Source organism: Chromobacterium sp. ASV23 (assembly GCF_016428945.1).
Taxonomy (GTDB): domain Bacteria; phylum Pseudomonadota; class Gammaproteobacteria; order Burkholderiales; family Chromobacteriaceae; genus Chromobacterium; species Chromobacterium sinusclupearum.
Genome location: NZ_JAELTR010000012.1, coordinates 39,130 through 54,162, shown reverse-complemented (window position 1 = coordinate 54,162; position 15,033 = coordinate 39,130). Strand labels below are relative to the sequence as shown.

Below are 15,033 nucleotides of genomic sequence, written 5' to 3'. Positions count from 1 at the left end.
TGCTTGCGTCTAGTCCAACGGCAACTTCAGCGCCTGCTCCACGCTGGGCTCGGTCAGGTAGCGCCGCATGATGGCGCGCAATGTGCCGTCGCGGTACATCTTGCGCAGCTCGTCCTGCCACAACGCGGCGGCTTGCTGGCTGAAGCGCGCCTTGCTCAGCACGATGCTGCCCGCGGTGATTTCGCTGTCCGGGAAAAAGTCGTGCACCGTCACCTGCTGGGCGGCCTGATGGCTTTGCAGCCAAGGATCGAAGCTGATGGGGTGGCCGAAAGAGGCCGTCACCACGCCGCTGCAGACCATTTTATACAGATCGTCCTCGTTGGCGGCGGTGACAATCTTGTGCTGTTGCGCCAATCCATCCAGAAACTTGTCTTCGGCCGGGCTGTGGCGGTAGCCGCGCACCATGCCCCAGCGCAGGTCCGGCAGCTTGAGCAGCGCATCCAGCGTGGAGACATTCACGCCGCGGTGCAGCAGCACCAGATTCTTGCTGTGATGGTAGACCACCATCCACAAATAGCGTTGTCGCTCCGGCGTCACGGTGGTGGAACTGCCGATGTCGGCCTGGCCTATCTCCAGCAGCTTCAATACGCGCAGCCGCGGATAATCGCCTTCGCTCTGGATGGGGCAATTCAGCCTGCGGGCCAGTTCGTGAAGGATGTCCGGATCATAACCCTTGCCCAAGTGATAGGCGACGCCGAAGTTGTAATAGGCGATGGTCAGCGGACCGCCGGGACAGGCGGGGTTGGGAGTCGATTGAGCGGTAGCCAGCCAAAGCGAAAGCGCGCAGCCTGCAAGCAGTTTCATCGATCACTCCGTGTAGACGAGATGACATTGCCGTTCTTTTCAGTCTAGCGGCAACTGCATCATTTGCTTGGCGGCCCCTTCGCTGAGGTGGCGCCGCAGGATGTTGAGCAGGCTGTCATCCTGATACATTTTCTTTAGCTCCAAATGCCAATGCTCGGCCGCCTCTTGCGAAAACCTTGCCTTGCTCAGGGCCAGGCCGCTGGCGATGGTTTCTCCGGACGGAAACAAATCCACCACGAGGATGCGTTTGGCGACCTGCGGGTCGCGCAGCCAGCGCCCGTAGCTGGTGGGCAGCGAGAACGCGGCGGTCACGATGCCGTCGTCTAGCATGCGGAACAGATCGTCTTCGTCATTCGCCATCACCAGTTTGTTTTCTGCCTTCATCTGCGCCAGCAATTGATCCTGCTGCGCACTGTGTCGGTAGCCGCGTATGGCGCCCCAGCGCAAGGCCGGGTCGCGCAATAGCTCCGGCAGCGCGCGCGCATGGATGGACGGATGCAGCAGCACCATGTTTCGGGTGTGGTTGTAAGGGAAGATCCAGGCGTAGGCCAGCCGATCCGGCGTGGCCAGGGTGGAAGTGCCAAGGTCGATCTGGCCGCTTTCCAGCATCTTCAGCGCGCGCAGCCGCGGCAGCTCCGTTTCGCTGGCTATTGGGCAATGCAGCCGCCGGGCCAGCTCGCGCACCATGTCTACGTCGTAGCCGTTGCCGTCGCGATAGGCGACGCCGAACTTGTAGAACCCCACGCGTAGCGGGCCGTTGGGGCAGGCCGGATTGGGCGCGGCGTGGCTGGGGAGGGCCAGCAGGCACGAGGCCAGCCACGCCACGGCAAGGTTAGAGCGAATGCGATTCAGCGAGGCGATGGCGTGCATGAGTCCCGAACCCGTGCGGCGACCTGTTCCGTGCCCATGGGATGCGGGCACGGCGATGCCGCGTTGTTATTCCTCGCTGATTATAGTCAAGCCGATTACGCTGTCGCGCGATAAGCCGCGGCTGCGTTGTGGTAGCGTCTGGACTGCCGCTCCACCCATTGTTCCGTCGCCTGGGCTGCCGCTAGCAAGGCTTTGTCGCCGCGTTTCAGCGATTCCAGCTGCAAGATGGATACATCGTTCAGGCCCATGGTGGCCAGCGCGCAGCGCAGATACGGCGTCAAAAAGTCGGGCTGCCAATCCGGTTTGGACTGCATCGGCCCGCCGCTGGCCACGATGACGAAAACGGGCCGGTTGTTCAGCAGGCCGTGTTTGCCATCCGGCCCGCCGCGGAAGGTTCGGCCGGGGCGCATCACCAGGTCCAGCCAGACTTTCAGCGCGGCCGGCACGGTAAAATTGTGCATGGGCGTGGACAGGATTAAGCAGTCGCAGGCCTCCAGTTCGGCAATCAGCTGTTCTGATAGCGCTAACGCCTGCCGTTGCGCATGGTTGCGCGCGTCTTCGCGCATCAGACTGGCTTCGACAAACTCCCGGTTGATGGCATGGAGCGGCAGCAAAGAGAGATCGCGCTCGATAAGGGCGGGCGAGCCGGCCTGCGCCAGCCGCGCGGCCAGCAGCTTGCCGGCCTGGAGGCTATGAGAGTCGGCGCCATTTGGGCTGGCGTTGACGTGCAGAATGCTTGGCATGTTCAGTCCTCGCTTAGTGGCTGCATAAAGCGCAAGGCGGTGGCGACCAGGCCCTGGCGATAATAAAAGCGATGGCCCAGGGTGTTGGACATCGGCGTGTCCAGCAACAGCTTGGCGCAACCATGGCTGCGGGCCAGCTGTTTCAAATGGTTCATCAGGGTTTCGCCCAGGCGTTGGCCGCGGCAGCGTTCATCGGTGACGAGGTCGTCCACATACATGTGCCGGCCATGCACCAGGTTTTCCATGGGACGCCAGCCGGCCAGGGCGGCCAGCTCGCCGTCGCGGTATAGTCCAAGCAGCCGGTAGCCTTGACGGGTCTGGCGCTGCCAGCGCGCGACCAGCTCATCGGCATCCATGAGGTGGGGGCGGAATTGCCGCATCAGCGCAAAGCTGGCGCGGACTGTTTCTGCGGTGTCAATGTCACGGATTTCAAGACGCATGGCTGGTGTCCTGTCGGTATCGTGGTTAATATCAGAGTTCTTACATCATGCAAAATATCAGAGCTTTGATATTATGATCAAGTCATCAAGGGCGGCGTTGCCGGAGCCGGGCGAGGGCAAGCGCGGCGAAGACGGGCATATAGGCTATCTATTGCGTCAGGCCGCTGCGGGCCAACATTTGCGGATGGAGCGCGCATTGGCGGATTTGGGCGTGACGCCGCCGCAGTTCGTGGTGCTGACGATGCTGGCGGCCTATCCCGGACATTCCAATGCGGATTTGGCGCGGCTGGCCTTGCTGACGCCGCAAACCGTCAGCGTCATCGTGGCGAATCTGAAAAAAGCCAGCCTGGTGGAGGCCAGACCGCATGCCAGCCATGGCCGCATCGTGCAATTGCAGTTGAGCGCCAAGGGGGAGGATTTGCTGATGCAAAGCAAGGCGCGGGTGCGTGAGCTGGAGGCGCGCATGCTGGAGGGATTGTCGGCAGTGGAGGAGCAGACGATACGACGTTGGTTGGCGAGGCAGGCTGCCGGCCAGGACTGAGCCTGGCCGGCGAGCAGCTTACAGCTTGATCAGGGTGCTCTTCAGTTCGGTGTATTTTTCCAGCGCATGCAGCGATTTGTCGCGGCCGTTGCCGGATTGCTTGTAGCCGCCGAACGGGAAGTTCATGTCGCCGCCCTCGTCATAGCAGTTGACCCAAACCGTGCCGGCGCGCAGGCGGCGCGACACTTGGTGGGCGGTGCTGACGTCGGCAGTCCATACCGCGGCCCCCAGGCCGTATTCGGTGTCGTTGGCGATGCGGATGGCTTCCTCGACATCATCGAAGGTGATGACCGACAGCACCGGGCCGAAGATTTCCTCGCGGCAGATGGTCAGGCTGTCGCTTGGGCAGTCGAAGGCCGTCGGCTCGATGAACAGGCCCTTGTCGGCGTGGGCCGCCTTGCCGCCCAGCAACAGGCTGGCGCCTTCGCTCAGACCTTTGTCGATATAGCTCAGCACCTTGCGGTACTGGATATCGTCGACGATGGCGCCCATCGACGTGGCCGGGTCCAGCGGATCGCCCGGATAGTAGCCGGCGGCGGCCTTTTTGAATTCCTCCAGAAAGCGCGCCTTGATATCGCGATGGACCAGCACGCGGGAGCCGGCGGTGCACATCTCGCCCATGTTGTAGTAGATGGCGCCGGCCGCCGCGCGCGCGGCGCGGGCCAGGTCCGGGCAATCCGGCAGGATGATGTTGGGCGACTTGCCGCCCAGCTCCAGCCAGGCGCGTTTCAGATTCGATTGCGCGGCGTAGCCGGCGATCAATTTGCCGACAGCGGTGGAGCCGGTGAAGGCCACGCAGTCCACGTCCATGTGCAGCGCCAGCAGGCGGCCGACATCCCCGGCGCCGGGCAACACCTGGAAGATGCCGTCCGGGATGCCGGCTTGCTTGGCCAGCCCCGCGACGCGGATGGCAGTCAGCGGCGATTTTTCCGATGGCTTGACGATGACGGCGTTGCCGGCGGCCAGCGCCGGGCCGAACTTCCAGCTGGCCATCAGAATCGGGAAATTCCACGGCACAATGGCGGCCACCACGCCGATCGGTTCGCGCGTCACCAGGCCCAGCAGCTTGGGATCGACCGGCGCCACTTCGCCGCCGATCTTGTCTATCGCCTCGGCGAACCACTCCACGCAATAGGCCGCGCCAGGCACATCCACCGTGGTGGTGTCGCCGATGGGTTTGCCGGCGTCCAGGGTTTCCAGCAGCGCCAATTCGTCGGCATGTTGGCGGATCAGCGCGGCGAAGCGTTTCAGAATGCTGCCGCGCTGGCGCGGCGCCAGTCCCGACCAAGCGCCGGAGTCGAAGGCGCGGCGCGCCGCCTTGACCGCGGCTTCCACCTCGGCTTCGCCGCAATGGCTGATATCGGCCAGCTTGGCGCCGGTGGCGGGGTTGACGCAATCGAAGCGTTTGCCGTCGGCGGCCTCGCGGTAAGCGCCGTCAATGAAGGCGCGTCCTTCTATTTGCAGTTCTGCAGCAAGTTGTTTCCAGTCAGCATGTGTACTGCGGGACATGGGTTTCTCCTCTTGTGTGGTGCTGCTTTGCGGTTGTGGTGCGGATTCAGGCGGAAATAGGGCTGCAAAGTTCGATCAGCGTGCCGTCGGGGCTGCGCAGGTAGGACACGGTCTGGCCCCATGGTTTCTGGCTTGGCGCCGCCAGTTCCACCGCCCCGCATGCCAGCGCGAGTTGATGCGCGGCCGCCACCTGTTCGGTGACCAGACCGATTTCCATGCCCAAAGGCTGGGCGGTGTCGCTGGCGCGCACGTGGCCGGCGGGCAGGTTCATCGCCGCTAGTTCGTGGCTGGCGAAGGAAAGGGTGGTGTCGCCGGTGTCCAGCTCGCCATACGCGCCGGATTCATGCAGGAATTTCTGTTTCAGGCCGAATGCCTGCTCGAAGAAGCGCAGCGAGGCCGCGACATCTGGAACGTAAACGATGGTGTAACCCAGCTTCATGCACTTCTCCATATGTTTGCAGCGAATCAGAAGGTTGGCGGCGAGCTGGCGCTCACCACTTCGCAGATGTCGTCGCCGACGTTGCGGAAACGGTGCGGCAGTTTGCTGTCGAAGTAATAGGCATCGCCCGGCCCCAGCACCCGGCTGTCTGCGCCTACGGTGACTTCTATGCTGCCGCGGATGACGACGCCGCCTTCCTGGCCTTCATGCATCAGCATGTCCGGGCCGGTATCGGCGCCGGGGACGTAGCGCTCGCGCAGGATGGCGATGTCGCGCTTGTCATGGCCGGTGCCGACCAGCATCAGATTGATGTCCTCGTTGCCGAGATTGGGCAGCTCATCCGCCTGGTAGAACACGCGCGGCTGCGCGGGTTCGGCGTCGAAGGTGAAGAATTCCGCCAGCGTGATCGGCAGGCCTTCCAGTACTTTTTTCAGGGAGCTGACGGACGGACTAACCCGGTTTTGCTCGATCAGCGAGATGGTGCCGTTGGTGACGCCGGCTCGTTTGGCCAGCTCTCTTTGCGACAAGCCGAACCTTGTCCTGACCATTCTCAAGCGCGCGCCGACATCCATTCTTCCTGCTCCATCAGTATGTTAATAATTTTAGACATTATGCGGCATTGTACCGCACCGACGGGGAAACCTGCTTGCTGCGTCGCAAAATCAAATATCTTTGCAAGGGTGAGGTTTTATAGTCAGAATCAGTTTGAAAGGGCAAGCGCGATGTGAATTTTCTTAAACGGCTGTTGCCAGTTTGCCCATGAACCAAATGAGTTTGGAGGCGACTATGTTGATCGGCGTTCCGAAGGAAATCAAAAACCACGAGTATCGGGTGGGTCTGACCCCGTCCGGTGTCCGCGAGTTGGTTGCAAACGGGCACAAGGTACTGGTGCAGACCCACGCTGGCTTGGCCATTGGCTTTACCGACGAGCAGTACATTCAAGCCGGCGCTTCCATCGCCTCCAACGCGGAGGAAGTGTTCGAGCGTTCTGAAATGATCGTCAAGGTCAAGGAGCCGCAGCCGGTGGAGTGCCGGATGCTGCGTCCCGGCCAGGTGCTATTCACTTATCTGCATCTGGCGCCGGATCCTGATCAGACCAAGCTGCTGATCGAGTCTGACGCCATCGCCATCGCTTATGAAACGGTGACCGACGAGCGCGGCGGCCTGCCGCTGCTGGCGCCGATGTCCGAGGTGGCGGGGCGTATGGCTATCCAGGCCGGTGCCCATGCGCTGGAAAAAGCCCAGGGCGGCCGCGGCGTGCTGCTGGGCGGCGTGCCGGGCGTCGCCCCGGCCAAGGTGGTGGTGATAGGCGGCGGCGTGGTGGGGCTGAACGCCGCGCGCATGGCGATGGGCGCCGGCGCCGACGTGACCATTCTGGATAAGTCGCTGACCCGCCTGAAAGAGATAGACATGGTGTTCGGCGGCCGCATCAAGACCCTGATGTCCAACGGCGCCAATATCGACGACAGCATCCGCGACGCCGATCTGGTGATCGGCGCGGTGCTGATTCCGGGCGCGGCGGCGCCGAAGCTGGTGACGCGCGCCATGCTGAAGACGATGAAGCCTGGCGCGGTGCTGGTGGATGTGGCCATCGACCAGGGCGGCTGTTTCGAAACCAGCCGGCCCACCACCCATCAAGACCCGATCTACACCGTGGACGGCATCGTGCACTATTGCGTGGCCAATATGCCGGGCGGCGTGGCGCGCACCTCGACCCAGGCCTTGACCAACGCCACGCTGCCGTACGCGCTGGAGCTGGCCAACAAGGGTTGGCGCCAGGCCTTGCTGGATAATGCCCACCTGCGCAACGGCCTGAACATCTGCCGCGGCCGCGTCGCTTACCAGGCGGTGGCGCAGGATCTGGGCCACGCCTACGTCGATCCGATCGAGGCCATCAAGGCCGCCAGCTGAACAGGAGCCGCACTGCCATGTCGCAAGCCATCATCGGTATTCCCTGCGATCTCAAAACCATAGGCCTGCTGCCGTTCCACGCGGTAGGCGACAAATACATCACGGCTGCGGCCGGCGGCGCCGGGGGCTTGCCGCTGCTGATTCCCGCGCTCGGCGACGAGGACTTGTTGCGCGCGACGCTGCAAACGCTGGACGGCGTGCTGTTGCCAGGCTCGCCGTCCAATGTGGAGCCACACCATTACGGCGGTCCGGCCAGCCGCGAAGGCACGCTGCATGATCCCAAGCGCGACGCCACCACGCTGCCGCTGATCCGCATGGTGTTGGAGCAGGGCATTCCGCTCTTGGGCATCTGCCGCGGCTTTCAGGAAATCAATGTGGCGCTGGGCGGAGAGCTGCACCAGCATGTGCAGGAGCAACCCGGTCTGAGCGACCACCGCGAGGCGGAAAGCGACGATGTGGCCGAGATGTATGCCCCGGCGCATGCCGTCAGCTTTGTCGAGGGCGGCTTGCTGGCCGGGTGGACTGGCCAGCGCGGCGCGCAGGTGAATTCCTTGCATCAGCAGGGCATCAAGCGCTTGGCGCCGGGCCTGGACGCCGAGGCGCACGCCGAGGACGGCCTGGTGGAAGCCTACCGCATCCGAGGCGCCAAGGCCTTCGCCTTCGCCGTGCAATGGCATCCGGAATGGCGCTATTGGGAAAATCCGCTGTCGCAGGCGATATTCGGCGCCTTTGGCGAGGCTTGTCGAGCCAGGAGAGCGCAACGAGGCAAGTGATGGGGCAGTAACCGCGCGCGGGCCGATGAACCCCGCGCGCGTTTTGATGACTCATAAGAAGCACCTCCCGATCCAGAGCCGCAGTCAGCGGCCGGGGAGTCTACAGAGGAAGCATTATGAATCACCAGATCAATGAGTGGTTGCGAGAGCACCGTATCACCGAGGTGGAATGCATCGTGCCGGACATGACCGGCGTGGCGCGAGGCAAGATCGTTCCGAAGGACAAATTCGTATCCGACCCGGAAATGCGCCTGCCGGAAGCGGTGCTGATCCAGACGGTCACCGGCGATTATCCAGACGACAGCATGCTGGATCTGACCGATCCCGACATGGTGCTGGAGCCGGACCCGAACACGCTGCGCTATGTGCCGTGGGCGGTGGACCCGACGGCGCAGCTGATCTACGACTGTTTCCGCGCCGACGGCACCCCGGTGGACGTGGCCCCGCGCAATGTGCTGAAGCGCGTGCTGGGCTTGTACGACGAGATGGGCCTGGAGCCGGTGCTGGCGCCGGAGATGGAGTTCTATCTGTTGTCGCCGAACCCGGACCCGGACATTCCGCTGGCGGCGCCGGTGGGGCGTACCGGACGGGCCGAGTTTGGCCGCCGCTCTTACTCCATCGACGCCGTCAACGAGTTCGACCCGCTGTTCGAGGACATCTACGACTATTGCCATGCCCAGAACCTGGAGGTGGATACGCTGATTCACGAGATCGGCACCGCCCAGATGGAAATCAACTTCCTGCACGGCAACCCGCTGGAGCTGGCCGACCAGGTTTTCCTGTTCAAGCGCACCGTGCGCGAGGCGGCGTTCCGCCACAATATGTACGCCACCTTCATGGCCAAGCCGATGGAGAACGAACCAGGCAGCGCCATGCACATTCACCAGAGCGTGGTGGACAAGAATACCGGCCGCAATGTGTTCTCCAATGACGACGGCAGCCCGTCAGACTTGTTCTTCCACTTCATCGCCGGCATGCAGAAATACATTCCGCAAACCATGCCGCTGTTCGCCCCTTACGTGAACTCATTCCGTCGTTTGTCTCGCTATACCGCGGCGCCGACCAATGTCGAATGGGGTTACGACAACCGCACCGTCGGCCTGCGCATTCCGCATTCGTCGCCGGCCGCGCGCCGCATCGAAAACCGGGTGCCGGGCGTCGACGTCAATCCGTATATCGCCATCGCCGCCACGCTGGCCTGCGGCTATCTGGGCATGACCGGCAAGCTCAAACCGTCCGAGCCGCGCCAGACCGACGCCTACGAGTTGCCCTATCAATTTCCCAACAGTTCCGAGGAGTCCTTGCAGCAGCTCGCCGGCTGCCATGAGATCGCCGAGGTGCTGGGTCCGCGCTTCGTCAAGATGTACGTCGGCATGAAGGAGAAGGAGTTCTCCGAATACTTCCGCGTGATCAGCCCGTGGGAGCGCAAGTTCCTGCTGCTGCACGTGTGATGCGGGAACCGTCAGGGTACGGTTAGAATCGCAGCGATGGACAGGACAATTGAATAAAACGACGCCCCAGGCGCAGGAGAGGCGGACCGCTGGTTCGCCTTGTCGGAGAAAACAGGAAGGAAGTGTTATGCAGAACCAACGTACCACCAGCCAATTGCGCGAACTGGATGCCGCCCACCACCTGCATCCGTTCACCGATACCGCATCCCTCAACCAGGCCGGCGCGCGGGTGATGACGCGCGGCGAGGGCGTGTATCTGTGGGATTCCGAAGGCAACAAGATCATCGACGGCATGGCCGGCCTTTGGTGCGTCAATGTCGGCTATGGCCGCAAGGATTTCGCCGAAGTGGCGCGGCGCCAGATGGAAGAACTGCCGTTCTACAATACCTTCTTCAAGACGACCCACCCGGCTGTGGTGGAGCTGTCCGCCTTGCTTTGCGAAGTGACGCCGGCCGGGTTTGATCACGTGTTCTACACCAACTCCGGCTCGGAGTCGGTGGATACGATGATCCGCATGGTGCGCCGCTACTGGGATGTGCAGGGCAAGCCGGAGAAGAAGACGCTGATCGGCCGCTGGAACGGCTACCACGGCTCCACCATAGGCGGGGCCAGCCTGGGCGGCATGAAATACATGCACGAGCAGGGCGATCTGCCGATTCCCGGCATGGCGCACATCGAGCAGCCGTGGTGGTACAAGTTCGGCAAGGACATGACGCCGGACGAATTCGGCCTGGTGGCCGCCCGTTGGCTGGAGGAGAAGATTCTCGAAATCGGCCCGGAAAAGGTGGCGGCGTTTGTCGGCGAACCCATCCAGGGCGCAGGCGGCGTGATCATCCCGCCGGCCAGCTACTGGCCGGAAATCGAACGCATCTGCCGCAAATACGATGTGTTGATCGTCGCCGATGAAGTCATCTGCGGTTTTGGCCGCACCGGAGAGTGGTTTGGTCATCAGCGCTTCGGCTTCCAGCCGGACATCTTCACCACCGCCAAGGGCTTGTCCTCGGGCTACCTGCCCATCGGCGCCGTTTTTGTCGGCAAGCGCGTGGCCGAAGGGCTGATCGCCGGCGGCGACTTCAACCACGGCTTCACCTATTCCGGCCACCCGGTCTGCGCCGCCGTCGCCCACGCCAACGTGGTGGCGTTGCGCGATGAGGGCATCGTTCAGCGCGTCAAGGATGATATCGGCCCTTATCTCCAGCAGCGCTGGCGTGAAACCTTCAGCCGTTTCGAGCATGTGGACGACGTGCGCGGCGTCGGCATGCTGGGGGCGTTCACCCTGGTCAAGAACAAGGCCAAGCGGGAGCTGTTTCCGGACTTTGGCGAGGTCGGCACGCTGTGCCGCGATATCTTCTTCCGCAACAACCTGATCATGCGCGCCTGCGGCGACCATATCGTTTCCTCGCCGCCGCTGGTGATGACGCGCGGCGAGGTGGATGAAATGCTGGCGGTGGCGGCCCGCTGCCTGGAGGAGTTCGAGCAGACGATCAAGGCGCGCGGATTGGTTTGATAGCGGCTATGCTGCGGGGGCGGGGCAGTATTTTTTGCGTCGCTTCCCGGTTTTACAGCGAATGAGGCGGGTTGGTACAATTCCACCCGCTTTTTCTATTATTTCTATAATGAATTGCAAAAAGGCATGCTGTAATACAAACAACGGCATTCGGCTACAAAACAAATAGGGACTTGACGCATGTTCGTCGGAATCGGGTACATCATCATTCTGGGTTCGGTGCTCGGAGGCTTCATAGCCGCAGGGGGCCATGTCGCCGCACTTATCCAGCCGCTGGAATTCGTGATGATCGGCGGGGCGGCTGCCGGCGCATTCGTCGTTGCCAATGGCGGCGCGCCGCTGAAAGCCACCATGAAGGCGCTCCCCACCGTGTTCAAGGGCAGCCCATACGGCAAAGCCTTCTACATGGATCTGTTTTCCCTGCTGTTCGAGATCCTGACCAAGGTGCGCAAGGAAGGCCTGATGTCGATCGAGGCCGATGTCGAGAATCCGGAGTCGAGCCCGGTGTTTGGCAAATATCCCAGTATTTTGCATGACCATCATGTCGTAGAGTTCATCAGCGACTACCTGCGGCTGATGGTGGGCGGCAATCTGAACGCCTTCGAGATCGAAAACCTCATGGACGTGGAAATCGAGACTCACCACCACGAGGGCGAAGTGCCGGTGGCGGCGGTCAAGAGCCTGGGCGACGGCCTGCCGGCCTTCGGTATCGTCGCCGCCGTGATGGGCGTGGTGCATACCATGGAATCGGTGGGCGCGCCGCCGGCCGAGCTGGGCATGCTGATCGCCCACGCGCTGGTGGGTACTTTCCTCGGTATCTTGCTGGCCTATGGCTTTGTCGGCCCCTTGGGCACCATTCTGGAACACAAACTGAATGAAGGCACCCGCGTCTACCAGACCATCAAGGTGACATTGCTGGCCAGCCTGAACGGCTACGCGCCGCAGGTGGCGGTGGAGTTCGGCCGCAAGGCGCTGTCGTCGATGGACCGCCCGTCCTTCAAGGAACTGGAAGACCACGTCAAGTTGACCAAAAAATAAGCCGGGCAGGGGATAGAGATGGCGGACGAATCGCAGCGACCCATAGTCGTCAAGAAAATCAAGAAAGGCGGGCACGGCCATCACGGTGGCGCCTGGAAGATCGCCTACGCCGACTTCGTGACGGCGATGATGGCGTTCTTCCTGCTGATGTGGCTGTTGGGCTCGGCTTCGCAGGGCACCCTGAACGGCATTTCCGAATACTTCAAAACGCCGCTGAAGGTGGCGCTGGCTGGCGGAGCGGGCGCCGGCGACGCCACTTCGGTGATCAAGGGCGGCGGCAACGACATCACCAAGCAGGCCGGGCAGGTCAACAAGGCTGGCGCCAGGCAGGTGGAGATCATGCAGAAGCAGCAGGAGCAGGCACGGCTGAATGAGCTGCAGCAGAAGATCCAGCAAACGATAGACAACAGCGTGCTGCTGAAGGAATACAAGAACCAGCTGAAGCTGGAAATGACGCCGGAAGGCCTGAAGATTCAGATCGTGGACGAGCAAAACCGGCCAATGTTCGACTCCGGCAGCTCGCGCATGTTGCCGCATACCCGGGCCTTGTTGCAGCAATTGGCGATGGACTTGAATCAACTGCCCAACAGGATCAGCATCTCCGGCCATACCGATGCCACGCCCTTCTCCGGCGGGCAAGGCGGCTACAGCAACTGGGAGCTGTCGGCGGATCGCGCCAATACCGCGCGCCGCGAGCTGATCGCCGGCGGGCTCAGCGAGAGCAAGGTCATACGGGTGGTTGGGCTGGCTTCGGCTATTCCGCTGATCAAAAGCAATGTGTTCAGCCCAGAAAACCGCCGCATCACCATTGTCGTGCTGAACAAGGAAGCTGAAACTTCCATTCTCAACGACGGTTTCAAACCGCAGATGAACCAGGAAGTGATAGGCGGCCCGGCAGACGGCCAGCCTGCCGGAAGCCAGCCATCGGCTTCGCCGTGAGGCGCGCGGCATGAGGCGATTGCGCCACGTATCGCAGCAGCTGTTGGCCGCCCTGGCCGCCTGGGTGTTCATCGCGCCCGGGCTGCACTTGGAGGCTTGGGCGCTGTTGCAGGGGCTGCTGGCCGCCTTATCGTCCATCGCATTGCGCCAGCCGGGCTGGCAGCGGCTGGCCCATGGCTTGTTCGTGCCGGCTGTGGTATTGATGAGGCAGCTGGATATCGCGCCGGTCTGGTATCTGGCGGCTTTGCTGGCGACATTGGCGTTGGGGCGCAATGCGCTGTTTGAGCGTGTGCCGCTGTATCGCTCCGGCGCGCTGGTCGCGCAGCGGCTGGACGACGTGCTGGCGCAGCAAAGCCGGCTGCTGGAGGCGGGGTGCGGCGATGGCCGGCTGGCGGTTCGTCTTGCCGCCCTGCGTCCGGATTTGCGCGTGCTGGCGCTGGAAAACGCGGTAGGCGCTTGGTCGCTGGCGCGCTTGCGCTGGTGGAGCGCCGGGAGGCCTGCCGGGCTAGACATAGGTTGCCGCAGCTTTTGGAAAGAAAACTGGGGGAATCATGATGCGATCTACGTTTTTTTGTCGCCGGAGCCTATGCCTCGGGTCTGGCGCAAGTTTCTGGATGAGGGCCGGCCAGGCAGCCTGCTCATCAGCAATACGTTCTCCGTGCCGGACATCGAGCCTGACGAACGCCTGCCGCTTGATGGACCCCTACAAAAAGAACTTCTAATCTGGCGCCACCCACATGGATCTGAATAACTGGACGAAAACCATTGCCGAGCAGCGATGGCCGATTCTCCCCGAAACGCTGGTCGAGGTGCGTGATGCCTGCGCCCGGCACAGCGATCTGATCAACTTCACCTACCTGGCCAATCTCTGCCTGTCTGATCCGTTTCTGCTGCTGGACCTGTTCCGGGTGGTAGGCAATTCGCGCGCCTTGCAGCGCAACGAGTCTATCCCCGCCGTGGAGCCGACGCTGCTGCTGATGGGCCTGGAGGCGGTGGTCACGCGTTTTAATCGCCTGGAGGCCCTGGAAGCGGCTCCGGGCAAGCTGGACGCAGAAGTTTATGAAGCGGTGGGCGACTGGATGGGGCGCAGCCGCGTGGCGGCGCTGCTGGTGAAGGAGTGGCTGTCCATCATGGGCGATCTGAAAGTCGAGGATTGCTTTGTCTCGGCGCTGCTGTACAACTTGCCTGGCTGCATCTACATGATCCAGCGCAACAGCCTGCCGGACAAACCGCTGCTACAGGAAATGTCGGAGGTCTTCGACGCCGATTACGCCAAAATTCTGGCCGCTTTCATCAAGGCCATGCCGCTGCCGGCAGGCTTCAATCAGCTGCTGGGTCCAGGCGCGCCAAGCAAGCGGCGGCAATTGCTGAAGCTGGCCATCGCCACCGCTAACTCTCTGGAGCATGGCGTGACCCGCAGCACTTGGCTGGTGGGCGTGGACACCGCCGCCAAGCTGATCAACTGCACGCCGGAGCTGGCCTATCAATCCGTAGTGCATGCAGTATTGAATGTGGCCCGGCATCCGCATGTCGCCGGCTATACCTTCCCCGCCCGCGCCTTGCTATTGCTGCCGACGGAAAGCAAGAAGATGGAGATGAAAAAAGCGGCGGCGCTGTCCAGCGGAGATCAGCTGGAAAACGCCATTCGCGAATCCATCCGCTTTTTGGCTAATGACTTGAAATTCGAGCGTGTGCTGTATTACCACTATGAACATGACGGCCATCTGCTCAAGTTGCGCTACCAGGTCGGGGTGCCGTCGGAAAGCCCGCTACGCAAGCTGCCGCTGGAATTGGAGCCGGGCAGCTTCTTCGGCGTATTCACCAGCAAGCCGCAAAGCTTCCATGCGCCGGCCGCGGTGCGGCAGCAGTTGACGCGGCGCTACGACGACGAGTTTTTCCGCCATGTCGGGGATCAGGAATTCGCCTTGATGACCCTGTTTGGCGGCCAAAAACTCAGCGGCGTGTTCTATGTCGACAATGCGGTCAGCGGCCGCTCGATAGACGATACGACCTATCATCGCTTCAAGGACCTGGTCACCCGGCTGACGATGATGCCGCAATGATGCAA

The 15,033-nt window shown here is 62.2% G+C and carries 16 protein-coding genes; 9 read left to right on the top strand and 7 right to left on the bottom strand.

The genetic code is table 11. The features are described from left to right. Nucleotides 1–9: 9 nt before the first annotated feature. The 4 genes from JHD59_RS07525 to JHD59_RS07510 form a co-directional block, all read right to left on the bottom strand. Entirely contained in the window at nucleotides 10–804 is a 795-nt protein-coding gene (locus JHD59_RS07525) for an ABC transporter substrate-binding protein (protein ID WP_103321497.1), read from the bottom strand. 39 nt (nucleotides 805–843) lie between these two features. Then, complete coding sequence (locus tag JHD59_RS07520) at nucleotides 844–1,674, bottom strand: ABC transporter substrate-binding protein (RefSeq protein WP_199153792.1); 831 nt, start codon at nucleotides 1,672–1,674, stop codon at nucleotides 844–846. Between the two features lie 95 nt (nucleotides 1,675–1,769). Continuing rightward, nucleotides 1,770–2,417 carry an FMN-dependent NADH-azoreductase gene (locus tag JHD59_RS07515; protein WP_199153791.1) on the bottom strand — a complete coding sequence of 216 codons (648 nt, stop codon included), beginning with the start codon at nucleotides 2,415–2,417 and terminating at the stop codon, nucleotides 1,770–1,772. A gap of 2 nt (nucleotides 2,418–2,419) precedes the next feature. Continuing rightward, nucleotides 2,420–2,857: a GNAT family N-acetyltransferase gene (locus tag JHD59_RS07510; protein WP_103321494.1), complete on the bottom strand. Its 438-nt coding sequence runs from the start codon at nucleotides 2,855–2,857 to the stop codon at nucleotides 2,420–2,422. A gap of 73 nt (nucleotides 2,858–2,930) precedes the next feature. Between JHD59_RS07510 and JHD59_RS07505 the strand changes: the two genes are divergently transcribed. Continuing rightward, nucleotides 2,931–3,398, top strand: coding sequence for a MarR family winged helix-turn-helix transcriptional regulator (locus JHD59_RS07505; protein WP_199153790.1), 468 nt, complete (start codon nucleotides 2,931–2,933; stop codon nucleotides 3,396–3,398). 18 nt (nucleotides 3,399–3,416) lie between these two features. Here the strand turns inward: JHD59_RS07505 and JHD59_RS07500 are convergent, their stop codons facing one another. The 3 genes from JHD59_RS07500 to JHD59_RS07490 are packed head-to-tail and all read right to left on the bottom strand — an operon-like array spanning nucleotide 3,417 to nucleotide 5,918. After that, the gene (locus tag JHD59_RS07500) at nucleotides 3,417–4,907 is read right to left on the bottom strand and encodes an aldehyde dehydrogenase (protein WP_199153789.1); all 1,491 of its coding nucleotides are present in this window, start codon (nucleotides 4,905–4,907) and stop codon (nucleotides 3,417–3,419) included. A gap of 46 nt (nucleotides 4,908–4,953) precedes the next feature. Then, nucleotides 4,954–5,346, bottom strand: a complete 393-nt coding sequence (locus tag JHD59_RS07495) for a VOC family protein (protein WP_199153788.1) — start codon at nucleotides 5,344–5,346, stop codon at nucleotides 4,954–4,956. A 26-nt stretch (nucleotides 5,347–5,372) separates the two neighbouring features. Beyond that, on the bottom strand, nucleotides 5,373–5,918 hold the full coding sequence (locus JHD59_RS07490; RefSeq protein ID WP_103321490.1) for a cupin domain-containing protein: 546 nt from the start codon (nucleotides 5,916–5,918) through the stop codon (nucleotides 5,373–5,375). Between the two features lie 214 nt (nucleotides 5,919–6,132). On the opposite strand from JHD59_RS07490, the gene ald reads away from it, so the two are divergent. The 8 genes from ald to JHD59_RS07450 all read left to right on the top strand — a co-directional run bounded on the left by ald (nucleotide 6,133) and on the right by JHD59_RS07450 (nucleotide 15,028). After that, a complete protein-coding gene (ald, locus tag JHD59_RS07485) occupies nucleotides 6,133–7,257 on the top strand; it encodes an alanine dehydrogenase (RefSeq protein WP_199153787.1) in 1,125 nt (374 codons plus the stop codon). Between the two features lie 17 nt (nucleotides 7,258–7,274). After that, nucleotides 7,275–8,030 carry a gamma-glutamyl-gamma-aminobutyrate hydrolase family protein gene (locus JHD59_RS07480; RefSeq protein ID WP_199153786.1) on the top strand — a complete coding sequence of 252 codons (756 nt, stop codon included), beginning with the start codon at nucleotides 7,275–7,277 and terminating at the stop codon, nucleotides 8,028–8,030. A gap of 116 nt (nucleotides 8,031–8,146) precedes the next feature. Next, nucleotides 8,147–9,481, top strand: a complete 1,335-nt coding sequence (locus tag JHD59_RS07475) for a glutamine synthetase family protein (protein WP_103321488.1) — start codon at nucleotides 8,147–8,149, stop codon at nucleotides 9,479–9,481. Between the two features lie 127 nt (nucleotides 9,482–9,608). Then, entirely contained in the window at nucleotides 9,609–10,988 is a 1,380-nt protein-coding gene (locus JHD59_RS07470; protein WP_199153785.1) for an aspartate aminotransferase family protein, read from the top strand. Nucleotides 10,989–11,168: 180 nt separating this feature from the next. Further along, nucleotides 11,169–12,026, top strand: coding sequence for a flagellar motor stator protein MotA (gene motA / locus JHD59_RS07465; protein WP_103321486.1), 858 nt, complete (start codon nucleotides 11,169–11,171; stop codon nucleotides 12,024–12,026). A gap of 18 nt (nucleotides 12,027–12,044) precedes the next feature. Further along, nucleotides 12,045–12,965 carry a flagellar motor protein MotB gene (motB, locus tag JHD59_RS07460; RefSeq protein ID WP_103321485.1) on the top strand — a complete coding sequence of 307 codons (921 nt, stop codon included), beginning with the start codon at nucleotides 12,045–12,047 and terminating at the stop codon, nucleotides 12,963–12,965. 10 nt (nucleotides 12,966–12,975) lie between these two features. Beyond that, nucleotides 12,976–13,716: an SAM-dependent methyltransferase gene (locus JHD59_RS07455; RefSeq protein ID WP_199153784.1), complete on the top strand. Its 741-nt coding sequence runs from the start codon at nucleotides 12,976–12,978 to the stop codon at nucleotides 13,714–13,716. Continuing rightward, nucleotides 13,703–15,028: a histidine kinase gene (locus tag JHD59_RS07450; RefSeq protein ID WP_199153783.1), complete on the top strand. Its 1,326-nt coding sequence runs from the start codon at nucleotides 13,703–13,705 to the stop codon at nucleotides 15,026–15,028. Before JHD59_RS07455 ends, JHD59_RS07450 begins: the two co-directional genes overlap by 14 nt. The last annotated feature ends 5 nt before the right edge of the window (nucleotides 15,029–15,033 follow it).

Coding starts and splice junctions, on each gene's coding strand:
- JHD59_RS07520 (WP_199153792.1), bottom strand. CDS start 1,674: ATGCACGCCATCGCCTCGCTGAATCGCATTCGCTCTAACCTTGCCGTG.
- JHD59_RS07470 (WP_199153785.1), top strand. CDS start 9,609: ATGCAGAACCAACGTACCACCAGCCAATTGCGCGAACTGGATGCCGCC.
- JHD59_RS07505 (WP_199153790.1), top strand. CDS start 2,931: ATGATCAAGTCATCAAGGGCGGCGTTGCCGGAGCCGGGCGAGGGCAAG.
- ald (WP_199153787.1), top strand. CDS start 6,133: ATGTTGATCGGCGTTCCGAAGGAAATCAAAAACCACGAGTATCGGGTG.
- JHD59_RS07525 (WP_103321497.1), bottom strand. CDS start 804: ATGAAACTGCTTGCAGGCTGCGCGCTTTCGCTTTGGCTGGCTACCGCT.
- JHD59_RS07515 (WP_199153791.1), bottom strand. CDS start 2,417: ATGCCAAGCATTCTGCACGTCAACGCCAGCCCAAATGGCGCCGACTCT.
- JHD59_RS07500 (WP_199153789.1), bottom strand. CDS start 4,907: ATGTCCCGCAGTACACATGCTGACTGGAAACAACTTGCTGCAGAACTG.
- motB (WP_103321485.1), top strand. CDS start 12,045: ATGGCGGACGAATCGCAGCGACCCATAGTCGTCAAGAAAATCAAGAAA.
- motA (WP_103321486.1), top strand. CDS start 11,169: ATGTTCGTCGGAATCGGGTACATCATCATTCTGGGTTCGGTGCTCGGA.
- JHD59_RS07490 (WP_103321490.1), bottom strand. CDS start 5,918: ATGGATGTCGGCGCGCGCTTGAGAATGGTCAGGACAAGGTTCGGCTTG.
- JHD59_RS07475 (WP_103321488.1), top strand. CDS start 8,147: ATGAATCACCAGATCAATGAGTGGTTGCGAGAGCACCGTATCACCGAG.
- JHD59_RS07495 (WP_199153788.1), bottom strand. CDS start 5,346: ATGAAGCTGGGTTACACCATCGTTTACGTTCCAGATGTCGCGGCCTCG.
- JHD59_RS07455 (WP_199153784.1), top strand. CDS start 12,976: ATGAGGCGATTGCGCCACGTATCGCAGCAGCTGTTGGCCGCCCTGGCC.
- JHD59_RS07450 (WP_199153783.1), top strand. CDS start 13,703: ATGGATCTGAATAACTGGACGAAAACCATTGCCGAGCAGCGATGGCCG.
- JHD59_RS07510 (WP_103321494.1), bottom strand. CDS start 2,857: ATGCGTCTTGAAATCCGTGACATTGACACCGCAGAAACAGTCCGCGCC.
- JHD59_RS07480 (WP_199153786.1), top strand. CDS start 7,275: ATGTCGCAAGCCATCATCGGTATTCCCTGCGATCTCAAAACCATAGGC.